The organism is Colwellia sp. SU-HH01217 (assembly GCF_057543495.1).
The window spans coordinates 1-17,505 of sequence record NZ_BAAJLX010000024.1; the positions used below are offsets into that span (position 1 = coordinate 1).

At 39.2% G+C, this 17,505-nt stretch carries 12 protein-coding genes and 1 tRNA gene; all 13 read left to right on the plus strand.

The window, feature by feature from the left end:
• Positions 1-409 precede the first annotated feature (409 nt).
• Positions 410-1,297, plus strand: coding sequence for a lysophospholipid acyltransferase family protein (locus tag AC27G3_RS17765; RefSeq protein WP_487123912.1), 888 nt, complete (start codon positions 410-412; stop codon positions 1,295-1,297).
• Between the two features lie 220 nt (positions 1,298-1,517).
• A tRNA-Trp gene (locus AC27G3_RS17770) sits at positions 1,518-1,594 on the plus strand.
• 101 nt (positions 1,595-1,695) lie between these two features.
• Positions 1,696-2,076, plus strand: a complete 381-nt coding sequence (secE, locus tag AC27G3_RS17775) for a preprotein translocase subunit SecE (protein WP_487123914.1) — start codon at positions 1,696-1,698, stop codon at positions 2,074-2,076.
• Positions 2,077-2,078: 2 nt separating this feature from the next.
• Positions 2,079-2,678, plus strand: a complete 600-nt coding sequence (nusG, locus tag AC27G3_RS17780; protein WP_487123916.1) for a transcription termination/antitermination protein NusG — start codon at positions 2,079-2,081, stop codon at positions 2,676-2,678.
• 245 nt (positions 2,679-2,923) lie between these two features.
• Entirely contained in the window at positions 2,924-3,352 is a 429-nt protein-coding gene (gene rplK / locus AC27G3_RS17785) for a 50S ribosomal protein L11 (protein WP_487123918.1), read from the plus strand.
• A gap of 3 nt (positions 3,353-3,355) precedes the next feature.
• Positions 3,356-4,048, plus strand: a complete 693-nt coding sequence (rplA, locus tag AC27G3_RS17790; protein ID WP_487123920.1) for a 50S ribosomal protein L1 — start codon at positions 3,356-3,358, stop codon at positions 4,046-4,048.
• A gap of 376 nt (positions 4,049-4,424) precedes the next feature.
• A complete protein-coding gene (gene rplJ / locus AC27G3_RS17795; protein ID WP_487123922.1) occupies positions 4,425-4,919 on the plus strand; it encodes a 50S ribosomal protein L10 in 495 nt (164 codons plus the stop codon).
• Positions 4,920-5,038: 119 nt separating this feature from the next.
• A complete protein-coding gene (rplL, locus tag AC27G3_RS17800; protein WP_487123923.1) occupies positions 5,039-5,404 on the plus strand; it encodes a 50S ribosomal protein L7/L12 in 366 nt (121 codons plus the stop codon).
• A gap of 231 nt (positions 5,405-5,635) precedes the next feature.
• Positions 5,636-9,664, plus strand: a complete 4,029-nt coding sequence (gene rpoB, locus AC27G3_RS17805) for a DNA-directed RNA polymerase subunit beta (RefSeq protein WP_487123925.1) — start codon at positions 5,636-5,638, stop codon at positions 9,662-9,664.
• 92 nt (positions 9,665-9,756) lie between these two features.
• Positions 9,757-13,974, plus strand: a complete 4,218-nt coding sequence (gene rpoC, locus AC27G3_RS17810) for a DNA-directed RNA polymerase subunit beta' (protein WP_487123927.1) — start codon at positions 9,757-9,759, stop codon at positions 13,972-13,974.
• A 276-nt stretch (positions 13,975-14,250) separates the two neighbouring features.
• Complete coding sequence (gene rpsL / locus AC27G3_RS17815) at positions 14,251-14,625, plus strand: 30S ribosomal protein S12 (protein ID WP_487123929.1); 375 nt, start codon at positions 14,251-14,253, stop codon at positions 14,623-14,625.
• 108 nt (positions 14,626-14,733) lie between these two features.
• The gene (gene rpsG, locus AC27G3_RS17820) at positions 14,734-15,204 is read left to right on the plus strand and encodes a 30S ribosomal protein S7 (RefSeq protein ID WP_487123931.1); all 471 of its coding nucleotides are present in this window, start codon (positions 14,734-14,736) and stop codon (positions 15,202-15,204) included.
• A gap of 114 nt (positions 15,205-15,318) precedes the next feature.
• Positions 15,319-17,418 carry an elongation factor G gene (gene fusA / locus AC27G3_RS17825; protein WP_487123933.1) on the plus strand — a complete coding sequence of 700 codons (2,100 nt, stop codon included), beginning with the start codon at positions 15,319-15,321 and terminating at the stop codon, positions 17,416-17,418.
• Positions 17,419-17,505 lie beyond the last annotated feature (87 nt).

Genomic DNA, 17,505 nt, shown 5'->3' on the forward strand with positions numbered 1-17,505 from the left:
CAACCCATTTAAAAGGTCGCGAAAGCGGCCTTTTTTGTGCTCATAACCTTCACGGCGTGAAGACCGAGTACGTTAAGAAAAGAGTCCTAATGGACTGTTTTTAGTAAACGAGGGCGAGGAGCTTCGCGACGAAGCTGAGAGTCGTACAGTTGGTGCTGGTGTTGTATCAAAAATCATTGCTTAATTAGCAGTTTTTGACAACCCATTTAAAAGGTCGCGAAAGCGGCCTTTTTTGTGCGTGTCGTATAATTAATACGTAGAAGGGAGAATTTTTCTAATCTAAGTAATATGTGAATATGGGTAACTAGATAAAATTGTAAATACTTAGCATAATTTTGTTATTATTTAAAAACTAAGCACATCAATGCATTAATAAGCTACTTACATTCATTTATATAGGCGTTACCTTTTGAAAATAAGTTATGGTTTTATCGTTATCGGAATCATCCGTTTCCTGAGTTTATTTAAATTACAACACTTACGCAAAGCCTCAACTTTCTTTGGCCCACTTTTACTGAGTAAAAACAAAAGAACCACCGACGCCATTGAGAAAAATTTACGGTTATCTTTACCTGAGCTTACAGAAGAGGAAAGAAAAGCATTTATTAAAGATAGATTATCTCGAATGTGTCAAACACTTTTCGAAATGAGTCATATTTGGGTTAAGCCTCCTAATAAGTTGCTGACTTATTTAGATGAGACAAGCGATAATGCTACTTTTGAGGCCCTTGTTGCCAGTGATAAGGGGATTATGGTGTTAATTCCGCATATCGGGAACTGGGAAATGATGAATGTATATCTTTCTCAATATAGAAGATTAACCGCTATGTATAGACCATTAAAAGAGCCTCGTTTAAATCATTTTATTCGGGATGCGCGTGAACGTTTTAACTCTCTGTTGGTACCAACTAATAGCAAAGGAATAATAAAGATTATCCAGGCTTTAAAAGCGGAAGGTATGGTAGCTTTTTTACCTGATCAGGTACCAGAAGAAAACGTAGGCGGTGTTTTTGCGCGATTGTTCGAGCATCAAGCCTATACAATGACCTTAGCTCATAAGCTGACGCTTAAAACAAAATGCAAGGTTTTCATTGGCACCGCATACCAAACAGGAACAGGGTTTATGCCAACTGTTTTACCCATTGGAGAAAACTTTTATTCAGATGATCCTGTTGAAGCAGCAACATGTTTAAATAAAGCAATAGAAAAAGCTATTTTGCTACACCCTGTTCAAAACCAATGGGAATATAAACGTTATCGAGTGCAACCTGAGGGAAGGCCGTCGTTATACAAATAGTTTTTCGTACTTTTTAAATGTAATAGTTTGGTCACGCCAGCCGATTAAACACACTCTTATAGCCTAGAATAAAAAATGACGATAAATAGTCCTTGAGTATACTTTGTGGCTGCGTATAATAGCGCCTCACTTCCTAGTATCTCTTAATTCCCAAACAAATAAGATTCACTCGGTAAGTGTAAGTATTGATTGCGTAGTGACACGCTACATAAATCGCTTTAGGGGTGTAGTTCCAATTGGTAGAACAGCGGTCTCCAAAACCGACGGTTGGGAGTTCGAATCTCTCCACCCCTGCCAAATTAAAGTAAAGTGCTTATTAGCGCTTTGTTATGAAGTGAACCTTGTTAATATCAAGGTTGTTTAGTCTTAGAGTAGACAAGTAATTACAGGTTAGAATTATGAATGCAAGTACAGAAAACCAACCTAGTGGTTCTCTAGATACATTAAAGTGGGGAGTTGTTTTCCTACTTTTAGCTGGCGCAGTAGCTGGTAACTATGTATACGGTGAAGAATCAGCATTATTAAGAGCAGTAGGTGTTGTTATTGCTGTATTGATTGCAGGCTTAATTGCTTTGCAAACAGAAAAAGGGCGCACAGCAGCAACTTTTGCTAAAGAAGCTCGTACCGAAGTTCGCAAAGTAGTATGGCCTACCCGTCAAGAAGCTATACGTACTACAGGTATTGTTTTAGTTGTAACTCTACTGATGTCCGTATTACTTTACCTTCTAGATTCAGTATTATTTTGGGTAGTCGGTTTAGTTACTGGTTTACAGGTGTAATTATGACAGATGAAAATTTGATTGAAGATGGTGAACAGCAGCCATCACAAGAGCAAGCAGAAAATACAAATCCAAAATTAAGATGGTATGTTGTACAAGCATTTTCAGGCTATGAAGCTCGTGTACAAAAAACCTTGATTGAACATATAGAAATTCAAGGTTTACAAAGCATGTTCGGTGAAATTTTAGTACCGACAGAAGAAGTTATTGAAATGCGCGCTGGTCAAAAGCGTAAAAGTTCACGTAAATTTTTCCCGGGCTATGTATTAGTTCAAATGGAAATGGACGTTGAAGCATGGCATTTAGTGAAAAGTGTACCTAGAGTACTAGGCTTTATTGGGGGGACTAAAGAACGTCCAGCACCAATTACTCAAAGAGAAGCTGATAGAATTTTACACCGTCTTGAAGACACTGATAAGCCTAAACCTAAAACATTATTTGAACCAGGTGAAGTTGTTCGTGTTATCGATGGACCGTTTGCTGATTTTAACGGTGTAGTTGAAGAGCTTGATTACGAGAAAAACCGAATTAAAGTGTCTGTACTTATTTTTGGTCGTTCAACACCTGTTGATCTTGAGTTTGGTCAAGTTGAAAAAGGTTAATAGTTTTTCATCGTAAAATTATAAATTAAGGTCGCTAAGCGGCCTTTTTTTATGCCTGTATAAAAATTACTTGAAAGGTACTGATTGATTAATATATAATCCGCTGCCGATATTTTTTAGCTCACTAGAGCTTGAAAACAATATTTGGCAACTTGGCGATAATTGTTAATTATCGCTTCTAGTAATTTAGGGGAGCTGAGGTTAAATTACATCGGCGTTTGTACCCATAGAAAAGGTATTGAGAAATGGCTAAGAAAGTCCAAGCTTTAATCAAGCTACAAGTAGCTGCTGGTGCAGCTAACCCGTCACCGCCAGTTGGTCCTGCACTAGGTCAGCACGGTGTAAACATTATGGAATTCTGTAAAGCGTTTAACGCAAAAACAGATTCTTTAGAAAAAGGCGCTCCAGTTCCAGTAGTTATTACTGTATATAACGATCGTTCTTTTACTTTTGAAACAAAAACACCACCTGCTGCTTACTTATTAAAGAAAGCTGCTGGTATTAAAAGCGGCTCTGGTCGTCCTAACACAGAAAAAGTGGGCACAGTAACTACTGCTCAACTTGAAGAAATTGTTAAGACAAAAGAACCTGATCTTACTGCTGGTTCTATGGAAGCTGCAGTGCGTACCATTGCGGGCAGTGCTCGTTCAATGGGTTTAGTGGTAGAGGACTAATCAATGGCTAAATTATCAAAACGCGCTCGTCTTGTCCGTGAAAAAGTAGACGTATTAAAAGAATATGAAATCAATGAAGCAATCGATCTTTTAAAAGAATTAGCAACTGCTAAATTCCGTGAAAGTGTTGATGTTGCTGTAAACCTTGGTATCGATGCACGTAAATCTGACCAAAACGTTCGTGGTGCTACTGTACTACCTAACGGTACAGGTCGTGAAGTACGTGTTGCTGTGTTTACACAAGGTGCAAATGCTGAAAAAGCTAAAGAAGCTGGTGCTGATGTAATCGGTATGGAAGATTTAGCTGAGCAAGTTAAAGCAGGTGAAATGAACTTCGACGTAGTTATTGCTTCTCCAGATGCAATGCGTGTTGTTGGTCAACTAGGTCAAATTTTAGGCCCACGTGGTTTAATGCCTAACCCTAAAGTTGGTACTGTAACTCCTGACGTAGCTGGCGCGGTTAAAAACGCTAAGTCTGGTCAAATTCGTTACCGTAACGACAAGAACGGTATCATCCATACTACTATTGGTAAGGCTGATTTCGAAAATGGACAACTACAAGAGAACCTTGAAGCATTATTGGAAGCGCTGAAAAAAGCTAAACCAGCAAATGCTAAAGGTGCTTTTATCAAGAAAATTTCACTTTCAACTACAATGGGTGCCGGTGTTTCCGTTAACCAATCTAGTTTAGCCTAAGTTTATTAATAAACTTAAGTGTTCTTGATAAGTAAACCTGTAAAGCAATTACTAAAGTAAGTGCTTTACAGGGGTGAAAATATAACCTATAATTTCGCCCCTTAAATTTTGGTAGGAGCTATGTGAATTGTTGGTTTTTTCTTTGGAAAAAACTTACTGCATAGCCCCCGTCCAAGACCGTAGGTGTTGTTATTAGATACGTTAGCCTTCTGGCTACTGAATGAAAATAATGACTTAATCGTACCTACGTAGATGGTGATTACCCAGATATTTTCCTTAAATTCTGGTCCTCGCCGTAACGGCTTAGAATACAATTATGTATTCTAAGGATTGAAAACATCGGTATAAAAACCGGTTGAACCAGGAGTTAAAGCCAATGGCTATCAATCTTGATGACAAAAAAGCAATTGTTGCTGAAGTTCAAGAAGCTGCTAGTGGCGCTCAATCAGTTGTAATCGCGGATGCCCGTGGTGTAACAGTTGAAGCTATTACTGCATTGCGTAAGCAAGCACGTGAAAATGGCGTTTGGATGAAAGTTGTCCGTAACACATTAGCACGTCGTGCAGTAGAAGGTACTGATTTTGAATGCGTTTCTGACGTGTTTAAAGGTCCTTCACTAGTTGCTTTTTCAAATGAACACCCAGGTGCTGCTGCACGTTTATTCACAGACTTCGCTAAAACTAACGAAGCTTTTGAATTAAAAGCAGCTGCATTTGAAGGTAATTCAGTAGACGTAAACATGTTAGCTAAGCTACCAACTTACGACGAAGCGATTGCACGTTTAATGAGCGCAATGAAAGAAGCATCTGCAGGCAAATTGGTCCGCACGATTGCTGCAGTACGCGATCAGAAAGAACAGGAAGCTGCATAGGTTATTTAAGCATTTTGCTTTTTACCCAGTTTTTTGTATTTATAGTTATTTCAAACAGCACCTTATTACTTAATAAGAAAGTAATACAGACTGTTTATTAAAAATTAGGAAAATATAGTATGTCTATTTCTAAAGACGATATCTTAAACGCAGTTGCTGAAATGTCAGTAATGGACGTTGTTGAATTAATCGAAGCAATGGAAGAAAAATTCGGCGTATCAGCTGCTGCAGCTGTTGCTGTTGCTGGCGATGCTGGTGGTTCTGCTGAAGAACAAACTGAATTTGATGTTGTTCTGACTGGCTTCGGTGAGAAGAAAGTTGCAGTAATCAAAGCAGTTCGTGGCGCTACAGGTTTAGGCCTTAAAGAAGCTAAAGAGTTAGTTGAAGCTGCTCCTAAAGCGATCAAAGAAGGCGTTGAAAAAGCTGAAGCAGAAGAGCTTAAGAAACTTCTTGAAGAAGCTGGTGCTTCTGTTGAGATCAAATAATCTGTTTAACGATAGATTATTAGCCTGAAAAGGCGATGGCTGGTGATTTAAACGTCACCGGCCTTTTTGCGCTAAAGAAATTGGTTTTTTTTTAAACCAAAACAGTGCATTATTTGATGTTTAGACGTAAATGTCATAGCAATACCCTGTTTGTAAGTTCAAAAGTATAAGTTTTTATATTTTTGAACATTACTTACAGATTTGGCCATAACCAGCAAGCTGAGGAACCCCATGGCTTACTCATACTTTGAGAAGAAGCGAATTAGAAAGGACTTTGGTAAAAGCACACAAGTAATGGATTATCCATTTTTGTTGTCCATCCAACTCGAATCTTTCCGCAAGTTTATTGATATCGATCCAACTGGTGAAACAGGTTTAGAAGCCGCGTTTCGTTCTATTTTCCCAATTAAGGCCTATTCTGGAGCATCAGAATTACAATACGTAAGCTATCGTTTAGGTGAGCCGTTATTTGATGTTAAAGAATGTCAAATACGTGGTGTTACATATTCAGCTTCTTTACGCGTTAAGTTGCGTCTAGTCGTTTATGATAAAGAAGCACCTGCTGGTACCGTAAAAGATATCAAAGAACAAGAAGTGTACATGGGCGAAATCCCGCTAATGACAGATAACGGTACATTTGTCATCAATGGTACAGAGCGTGTAATCGTATCTCAATTACATCGTTCTCCAGGCGTATTTTTTGATCATGATAAAGGTAAAACGCACTCTTCTGGTAAAGTGCTTTATAACGCACGTGTTATCCCTTACCGTGGTTCTTGGTTAGATTTTGAATTTGACCCGAAAGACAATTTATTTGTACGTATTGACCGTCGTCGTAAATTACCTGCGTCGATTATTTTACGTGCATTAGAGTTTTCTACTGAAGAAATTTTAGACATCTTCTATGATACAACTGAATTCGCTATTAAGGGCGATAAGTTAATCATGGACTTGGTGCCTGAGCGTCTTCGTGGTGAAACTGCAACATTTGATATCATCTTAAAAAATGGTGATGTTTTGGTTGAGCAAGGTCGTCGTATTACCGCTCGCCATATCCGTGCTTTAGAAAAAGCGAAAATGGATAAGTTAGAAGTTCCTGCTGAATACATTGTTGATAAAGTGCTTTCAAAAGCTTATATCGATGAATCAACAGGCGAAGTTATTGCTGAAGCTAATGCTGAGTTAACCTTAGAATTGCTAGCAGAACTTAGCCAAGCAGGACATAAAGTAATCTCTACTTTATATATGAACGAATTCGATGTTGGTTCATATATGTCTGATACAGTTCGTGTAGATAGTTCAACTAATAAGCTTGAAGCGTTAGTTGAAATATACCGAATGATGCGTCCAGGCGAACCACCAACTAAAGATGCTGCTGAAGCATTATTTAATAACCTATTCTTCTCATTAGAGCGTTATGACTTATCTACAGTAGGTCGTATGAAGTTCAACCGTCGTGTTGGCAACTCAGATGATATAGGCAGTGGTATTTTATCTAAAGAAGACGTCATCTCTGTAATGAAAACCTTAATTGGTATTCGTGACGGTAAAGGTGAAGTTGATGATATTGATCACTTAGGTAACCGTCGTATTCGTAGTGTTGGCGAAATGGCAGAAAACCAATTCCGTGTTGGTTTAGTACGTGTTGAACGTGCTGTACGCGAGCGTTTAAGTTTAGGTGACTTAGATGCGATCATGCCACAAGATTTGATCAACGCTAAACCAATTTCTGCTGCTGTTAAAGAGTTCTTTGGCTCTTCTCAGTTATCGCAGTTTATGGATCAAAACAACCCGTTATCAGAAGTTACGCATAAACGTCGTATCTCAGCATTAGGCCCAGGTGGTTTAACGCGTGAACGTGCTGGTTTTGAAGTGCGAGATGTACACCCAACGCATTACGGTCGTGTATGTCCAATCGAAACACCGGAAGGTCCAAACATTGGTTTGATCAACTCATTATCTTGTTATGCAAGAACAAACGATTATGGTTTCTTAGAAACTCCATATCGCCGTGTAGTTGATGGTTTTGTAACTGATGAAATTGATTACCTTTCTGCAATTGAGGAAGGTACGTTTGTTATCGCTCAAGCAAGTGCAGAAACGGATAAAGATAGAAAGCTAAGTGAAGACTTAGTTAATTGTCGTCATAAAAACGAATTTACTTTAATGTCGGTAGAACATGTTCAATACATGGACGTTTCACCACAGCAAATCGTTTCTGTTGCGGCATCACTTATCCCATTCCTAGAGCACGATGATGCTAACCGAGCGTTAATGGGCTCGAACATGCAACGTCAAGCTGTACCTACATTAATTGTAGATAAACCACTAGTTGGTACGGGTATGGAAAAAGTTGTAGCGGTAGATTCTGGTGTTACAGCCGTTGCTAAACGTGGTGGTGTTGTCACTTTCGTTGATGCATCACGTATCGTTGTTAAAGTAAATGAAAATGAAATGCATGCTGGTGAAGCAGGTATTGATATTTACAACTTAACAAAATATACCCGTTCTAACCAAAACACATGTATCAACCAACGTCCAGTATGTCGTATGGGTGAGCCTGTTGTTCGTGGTGATGTTTTAGCTGATGGTCCTTCAACGGACATGGGTGAATTAGCCCTAGGTCAAAACATGCGTATCGCGTTTATGCCTTGGAATGGTTATAACTTTGAGGATTCTATTTTATTCTCAGAGCGTGTAGCAATGGATGATCGTTTTACCACTATTCATATTCAAGAATTAACCTGTATCGCTCGTGATACTAAATTAGGCTCTGAAGAAATTACCTCTGATATTCCAAATGTCGGTGAATCAGCATTGTCTAAACTAGATGAAGCGGGTGTTGTGTACATTGGTGCAGAAGTTAACGGCGGTGATATTTTAGTTGGTAAAGTTACGCCTAAAGGTGAAACTCAGCTTACTCCTGAAGAAAAGCTACTACGTGCAATCTTCGGTGAAAAAGCTGCTGATGTTAAAGACAGCTCTTTGCGTGTACCAAACTCAGTTAAAGGTACCATTATCGATGTACAAATCTTTACCCGCGATGGTGTAGAAAAAGATAATCGTGCAATTGAAATTGAAGAAATACAATTGAAAGAAGTTAAGAAAGATCTTGGCGATGAATTCAGTATTCTTGAAGATGGTATTTATGCGCGCGCTAGAAAATTACTCCTTGAAGCTGGCTTAAACGAAGCTGAATTAACGGGTATGTCTAGAGCAAACTGGTTAGTACAAAACTTATCTGATGAAGCACAGCAAGCTGAACTTGAGCAAATTGCTGAGCAGTACGACAATATTAAAGCTGATTACGATAATAAGTATGAAATTAAACGTCGTAAGATCACTCAAGGCGATGACTTGGCACCAGGTGTGTTAAAAATCGTTAAAGTGTACTTAGCAATTAAACGTCGTATACAGCCAGGTGATAAAATGGCGGGTCGTCATGGTAACAAGGGTGTTATTTCAAACGTAGTACCTGTTGAAGATATGCCATACGATGAACATGGTGTTCCTGTTGATGTAGTACTTAACCCGTTAGGTGTTCCATCACGAATGAACATTGGTCAAATCTTAGAAACACATCTAGGGATGGCTGCACGTGGTATCGGTGAAAAAATTGGCCGTATGCTTGAAGCACAAGAAAAAATAACTAAGTTACGTAGCTTCTTACAAGATGTCTACAACACTGGTCAATCTCGTCAAGAAGTTGATATTTCAACTTTCTCTGATGATGAAGTTATGCGCTTAGCAGATAACTTACGTGCAGGTTTACCAATTGCAACACCAGTATTTGACGGTGCAATTGAACAAGAGATCCGTGACTTATTTAAATTAGCAGATATGCCTGAAAGTGGACAATTTGTCTTAACTGATGGTCGTACAGGTCGACAATTTGAACGCCCTGTAACTGTTGGTTACATGTATATGTTGAAACTAAACCATTTAGTTGATGACAAAATGCATGCGCGTTCTACTGGTTCTTACTCGCTAGTAACACAGCAACCTCTTGGCGGTAAAGCGCAATTTGGTGGTCAGCGTTTCGGTGAGATGGAAGTATGGGCCCTAGAAGCATATGGTGCAGCTTATACGTTGCAAGAAATGCTTACCGTTAAATCGGATGATGTTGCCGGTCGTACTAAGATGTATAAAAACTTAGTTGATGGTGATCATCGTATGGATCCAGGCATTCCTGAGTCGTTCAACGTATTGTTGAAAGAAATTCGTTCGTTAGGTATTAACATCGAATTAGACCAAGAATAGATCTACTAACTGATACCTGTTTAACAGGTATCAGTACATGGAGAGAGCAGCTAGCTGCTCTCTTAGTAAATTAACTCCGACAGGAGAAGAGTGTGAAAGATTTACTTAAGTTTCTTAAGCAACAAAATCAAACAGAAGAATTCGATGGTATTCGCATCGGATTAGCATCGCCAGATTTGATCCGTTCATGGTCATTTGGTGAAGTAAAAAAACCTGAAACGATTAACTACCGTACGTTCAAGCCTGAACGTGATGGTTTATTCTGTGCGCGTATTTTTGGACCAGTAAAAGATTACGAATGTCTTTGTGGAAAATACAAACGCTTAAAACATCGTGGTGTTATTTGTGAAAAGTGTGGCGTAGAAGTTACCTTAACTAAAGTTCGTCGTGACCGTATGGGTCATATCGAATTAGCGAGCCCTGTAGCTCACATTTGGTTCTTAAAATCTTTACCGTCACGTATTGGTTTATTACTTGATATGACACTACGTGATATCGAGCGTGTGCTTTATTTTGAATCTTATGTAGTAACCGAGCCTGGTCTAACTACTTTAGAAAAAAGCCAAATTTTAACTGAAGAAGAATACCTTGACGCGTTAGAAGAGCACGGTGATGAATTTGATGCTTTAATGGGCGCTGAAGCAGTTTTAGCATTACTACAACAAATTGATTTAGACGGTGAAGTCGCGCAAATGCGTGAAGAGTTACCTGAGATCGGTAGTGAAACTAAACGTAAAAAAATCACTAAACGTTTAAAATTAATGGAAGCATTCGCCGCTTCAGGAAATAAACCTGAGTGGATGATTTTAAATGTATTGCCTATTTTACCACCGGATTTACGTCCTCTAGTACCACTAGATGGCGGTCGTTTTGCGACTTCAGATCTGAACGATTTATATCGTCGTGTAATTAACCGTAATAACCGTCTTAAACGTCTTTTAGATTTAGTTGCTCCAGACATTATCGTACGTAACGAAAAACGTATGTTACAAGAGTCTGTAGATGCTCTTTTAGATAATGGTCGTCGTGGTCGTGCTATTACTGGTTCGAACAAACGTCCTCTTAAATCTCTTGCCGATATGATCAAAGGTAAGCAAGGTCGTTTCCGTCAAAACTTACTTGGTAAACGTGTAGATTACTCTGGTCGTTCAGTAATTACAGTTGGTCCTACATTACGTTTACATCAATGTGGTCTTCCAAAGAAAATGGCTTTAGAGTTATTCAAACCATTTATCTACGGAAAATTAGAAGCACGTGGTCTTGCGACTACTATTAAAGCGGCTAAAAAGTTAGTTGAACGTGAAGGCGCTGAAGTTTGGGATGTACTTGATGAAGTTATCCGTGAACATCCAGTTATGCTTAACCGTGCACCAACACTTCATAGATTAGGTATTCAAGCATTTGAACCTGTACTTATTGAAGGTAAAGCGATTCACTTACATCCACTTGTTTGTGCGGCATATAACGCCGATTTCGATGGTGACCAAATGGCGGTACACGTACCGTTGACCCTAGAAGCACAAATGGAAGCTCGTGCGTTGATGATGTCAACAAACAACGTACTATCTCCAGCAAACGGTGAGCCAATCATAGTACCATCGCAGGATGTTGTATTAGGTCTTTATTATTTAACACGTGATTGTGTTAATGGTAAAGGTGAAGGCATGGTATTTACCGATGTAAAAGAAGCCGAAAAAGCCTACAGAACTGGCGAAGCTGAATTACATGCACGCGTTAAAATTAGAATTACTGAGCACGTAATTGATCAAGATGGCACTGTTACAGAACAATCTACATTAAAAGATACGACAATTGGTCGTGCACTAATGTGGCAAGTTTGTCCTGAAGGCATGCCGTTTGAGCTAATCGATCAAAAATTAACGAAGAAAGCAATTTCTACGTTAATCAACCATTGCTACCGTAAGCTTGGTTTGAAGAAAACGGTCATTTTTGCTGATCACATCATGTATACCGGTTTCCATTACGCTATGGTTGCAGGTGCATCTGTTTGTTTAGATGACATGGTTATTCCAAAAGCAAAATATACAATCATCGAAGAATCTGAAGAAGAAGTTTCTGAAATTCAGGAGCAATTCGAGCAAGGTTTAGTAACAAAAGGCGAGAAATACAACAAAGTTATCGATATTTGGTCATCTGCTAACGAGAAAATCTCAACAGCGATGATGGATAACTTAAAAGTTGAATCAGTGATCAATAAAGATGGAGAGCAAGAAGAACAAGAGTCTTTTAACTCTATCTACATGATGGCGGATTCTGGTGCACGTGGTAGTGCAGCTCAGATTCGTCAGTTAGCAGGTATGCGTGGCTTGATGGCAAAACCAGATGGTTCAATCATCGAAACACCTATCACAGCTAACTTCCGTGAAGGTTTAAGTGTTTTACAATACTTTATCTCTACTCACGGGGCGCGTAAAGGTCTTGCTGATACGGCACTTAAAACAGCTAACTCGGGTTACTTAACACGTCGTCTAGTTGATGTTGCACAAGATTTAGTTGTAACAGAAGTTGATTGTGGTACTGAAGATGGCTTAATGATGACACCGCTGATCGAAGGTGGTGACGTTGTAGAACCGTTAAGAGAACGTGTATTAGGTCGTGTTGTTGCTGAAGATGTACTGATTCCAGGTACTGAAGAAGTATTACTTCCTCGTAACACGCTTATCGATGAAAGACTTTGTGATATTATTGAAGAAAATTCAGTTGATCAAATCAAAGTACGTTCAATTATTACTTGTTCTACTGACTTTGGTATTTGTGCACATTGTTATGGTCGTGACTTGGCTCGTGGTCATATGATTAACCAAGGTGAAGCGATTGGTGTTGTGGCAGCGCAATCTATCGGTGAACCGGGTACACAGTTAACCATGCGTACGTTCCATATCGGTGGTGCGGCATCTCGTGCATCAGCTGAAAATAGCGTACAAGTTAAAAATACAGGTACCATGAAGTTACAAAACGCTAAGTTTGTAACTAACTCAGATAACCACTTAGTAATCACATCACGTTCATCAGAAATTACTATTATCGATGAATTAGGTCGTGAGAAAGAGCGCTATAAAGTACCTTACGGTTCTGTTCTTTCTAAGAAAGATGGTGAAACACTAGAGTCAGGCGAAACTATCGCTAATTGGGACCCTCATACGCATCCAATTATTACGGAAGTTGCGGGTAAAGTTCAATTCGTTGACTTATCTGATGGCGTAACTATGGTTCGCCAAACTGATGAATTAACTGGCTTATCAAGCATTATCATTACTGATGCGGCACAGCGTACTTCAACGGGTAAAGAAATGCGTCCAGCATTGAAGTTAGTTGATGCTAAAGGTGAAGATGTCATGATTGCTGGTACTGAAATCCCAGCACTTTACTACCTTCCAGGTAACGCGATTGTTAACCTTGAAGATGGTAGTGATGTAAACATCGGTGATGCACTTGCTCGTATACCACAAGAGAGTTCAAAAACTCGTGATATTACCGGTGGTCTTCCACGTGTTGCTGACTTGTTTGAAGCTCGTAAACCTAAACTTCCAGCGATACTTGCTGAGAAAACAGGTGTTGTTGCTTTCGGTAAAGAAACTAAAGGTAAAGTTCGTTTATTAATCACACAACCAAGTGGTGAAGTTTACGAAGAAATGATCCCTAAAACACGTCAACTTAATATCTATGAAGGTGAGCAAGTGCTTAAAGGTGAAGTAATCGCCGATGGCCCTGAATCTCCACATGATATTTTACGTTTGCGTGGTGTTTCTCCTGTTGCTAATTACATTGTTAACGAAGTACAAGAAGTTTATCGTTTACAAGGTGTAAAAATTAATGATAAGCATATAGAAGTCATTGTTCGTCAAATGATTCGTAAGTGCTTAATCCTTGATGGCGGCGATAGTGAATTCCTTAAAGGTGAAATAGTTGAAGTTGCTCGTGTAAACATAAGCAACCGTGAACTTGAAGCTGAAGGCAAGCAACCAGCAGAATATGAAATGCAAATGATGGGTATTACTAAAGCCTCATTAGCGACAGAATCATTTATTTCTGCTGCATCTTTCCAAGAAACTACTCGTGTGCTTACTGAAGCCGCAGTAGCAGGTAAGAAAGACGGATTACGTGGTCTTAAAGAAAACGTAATCGTAGGTCGTTTAATCCCAGCAGGTACAGGTTACTCTTACCATCAGGAACGTGCACGTAAACGTGCAGCTGGTCCTGAAGTAGAAGTTACTGTTTCAGCAGATGATGCCGAAAAAGCATTAGCGGATGCATTAAATGCAGATCTAATGTCTGGTGCTGATGAGTAAATAGCTACATCACCAGTCTCAGTGCAATCACTGAGACTGGCAGTACTTTAAAGCCAATGTTTAATTAATTAAACATTGGCTTTTTTATTGCGCATTTATTAAAGCTTTGTACTTGCAATACTTGACAGTTCAAAGCTTGACCAGTAGAATGCCGCGACCTAATATTCCGAGTGCTGTGCATTTATGATTATTAGGTCGCGGTTTTCGCGTTTACAAGCGTGTAAATTCTCCCATTGATTGGAATTTACACAAACTTAACTAATTTGGAGCTATTTAATGGCAACTATTAACCAATTAGTACGTAAACCTCGCGTTAGACAAGTAATTAAAAGTAACGTTCCAGCGTTACAAGCTTGTCCTCAACGTCGTGGCGTATGTACTCGTGTGTATACAACTACACCAAAAAAACCAAACTCGGCACTTCGTAAAGTTGCACGTGTTCGTTTAACTAACGGATTCGAAGTAACTTCATACATCGGTGGTGAGGGACATAACTTACAAGAGCATAGCGTGATTTTAATCCGTGGTGGTCGTGTTAAAGATTTACCTGGTGTGCGTTATCACACCGTTCGTGGAGCACTTGATTGTTCTGGTGTAAGCGATAGAAGACAAGGCCGTTCTAAATACGGCGCTAAACGACCTAAATCTTAGCAGTTTCATTTCTTCCTAAAGAAATAAAACTACGTTAAGTAAGGCCAAATTAAAAATTTTTATAATTTACATATTTTGGGTTAATCCTGAATAGTACGGAGAATTGAGATGCCAAGAAGACGCGTCGTAGGGCAACGTAAAATATTGCCAGATCCTAAGTTCCATAATGAACTTTTAGCAAAATTCATCAACATCCTTATGGTTGATGGTAAAAAATCTACTGCAGAAAAAATTGTTTACGGTGCATTAGACATTTTAGTTGAGAAATCTGATAAAGATCATTTAGAGTTGTTTGAAACAGCTTTAGATAACATCCGTCCACAAGTCGAAGTTAAGTCTCGTCGTGTTGGTGGTTCTACTTACCAGGTTCCAGTTGAAGTTCGTCCAGTGCGTCGTAATGCTCTAGCCATGCGTTGGTTAGTTGAAGCAGCTCGTAAACGTGGTGAAAAATCAATGGCTCAGCGCTTAGCTAACGAAATGTTAGATGCGTCTGACAGCAAAGGTAGTGCGGTTAAGAAACGTGAAGACGTTCACCGTATGGCTGAAGCTAACAAAGCATTCGCTCACTACCGTTGGTAGGAAGAGGATTGCTACGATGACCTTTTGTGGCATTCATTTGTTGAATGTTTTTCATCAAAAGGTCATTAATGTTTTATATACTCTGAGAAATACTCTCAGTTTGAGGATGTAATTGTGGCTCGTAACACCCCTATAGAGCGTTACCGTAATATTGGTATTTGTGCGCACGTAGATGCTGGTAAAACGACAACAACAGAAAGAGTACTTTTCTACACAGGTCTTTCTCATAAGATCGGTGAAGTTCATGATGGCGCAGCCACTATGGATTGGATGGAACAAGAGCAAGAACGTGGTATTACTATTACTTCTGCAGCTACTACTTGTTTCTGGAAAGGTATGGAAGGGCAATTTGATGATCACCGTATTAATATAATTGATACGCCAGGTCATGTTGACTTTACCATTGAAGTAGAGCGTTCTTTACGTGTGCTCGATGGTGCAGTTTTAGTACTTTGTGCTTCTTCTGGTGTACAACCACAAACAGAAACTGTTTGGCGACAAATGGAGAAATACTCTGTTCCACGCTTAGTTTTTGTTAATAAAATGGATCGTACAGGCGCTAATTTTTTAACGGTTGTTGAGCAATTATCTACTCGATTAGATGCGAATGCTGTCCCTATCCATTTAGCGATAGGTGCTGAAGAAGAATTTGCAGGTATTGTTGACTTAATTAAAATGAAAGCCATTAACTGGAACGAAAGTGACCAGGGAATGACTTTTACTTATGAAGACATTCCTGCAGACATGCAAGATTTAGCAGATGAATGGCGAGAGAATCTTGTCTCTGAAGCAGCAGAAGTATCTGAAGGAATAATGGATAAGTACCTTGATGGTGCTGAAATATCCGAGGAAGAAATAAAAACAGCACTACGAACTCGTACACTAAACAATGAAATTATTCTTTGTACTTGTGGTTCTGCATTTAAGAACAAAGGTGTTCAAGCGGTATTGGATGCTGTTATTGACTTTCTACCTTCGCCAACAGAAGTTGAAGCGATTAAAGGTATAAAGAACGATAAGAATGAAACTGAAGACACTCGTCCAGCTGATGATAATGCACCTTTTGCAGCATTAGCTTTTAAAGTGGCGACAGACCCATTTGTGGGAGCGTTAACTTTCTTTCGTGTTTACTCTGGTGTAGTAAAAACTGGTGACAGTGTTTATAACCCAGTAAAAGGCAAGAAAGAGCGTTTAGGTCGTATTGTACAAATGCACGCAAATGATCGTGAAGAAGTAAAAGAAGTACGCGCGGGTGATATTGCTGCTGCTATTGGTTTAAAAGATGTAACCACTGGTGACACATTATGTGATTCAAGTCATATTATTACTTTAGAGCGTATGGAATTTCCTGAACCGGTTATTTCAATTGCTGTTGAACCTAGAACCATTGCTGCTCAAGAAAAAATGGCAATAGCTTTGGGGAAACTAGCAGCTGAAGATCCTTCATTCCGTGTCATTACGGATGAAGAGTCTGGTCAAACCATTATCTCAGGTATGGGTGAATTACATCTTGAGGTATTAGTTGAACGTATGCGCCGTGAATTCAGCGTAGATTGTAATGTAGGTAAACCACAAGTGGCTTATCGCGAAACAATTCGTTCAACAGTGGAAGTTGAAGGTAAGTTTGTTCGTCAATCAGGTGGTAAAGGTCAATTTGGTCATGTCTGGTTGAAAATGGAACCTTTAGAAGAAGGTCAAGGATTCGAGTTTGTTAACGACATTGTTGGTGGTACTATTCCAAAAGAATATATACCAGCAATTGAAAAGGGCTGTAAAGAGCAGATGGATAGCGGTGTTTTAGCTGGATTTCCATTATTAGACATTAAAGTTACTCTTTACGATGGTTCTTTTCATGACGTTGACTCAAACGAAATGGCGTTTAAGGTTGCTGCATCAATTGGTTTTAGAAAAGGAGCTTTAGAAGCTTCTCCTGTTATACTAGAACCGATGATGAAAGTAGAAGTAACTACGCCAGAAGAAAACATGGGTGATGTTGTAGGTGATTTAAATCGCCGTCGCGGCATGATTGATGGTATGGACGAAGGTCCAGCGGGTTCTAAGATAGTAAATGCAACAGTACCTCTATCTGAAATGTTTGGTTATGCTACGGCTTTACGTAGTGCTACTCAAGGTCGTGCATCTTATTCAATGGAGTTTCTTAAATATAATGAAGCCCCAGAGAAAGTTGCAGAGACTATTATGCAAATACATTAGACATAGCTTACTATCTCATTAGAGTAATAAGTCTGTCTTGCCCGCCAAAATGGCAGGGCTTTTAATAAACTTTAAGGTAATTGAAAA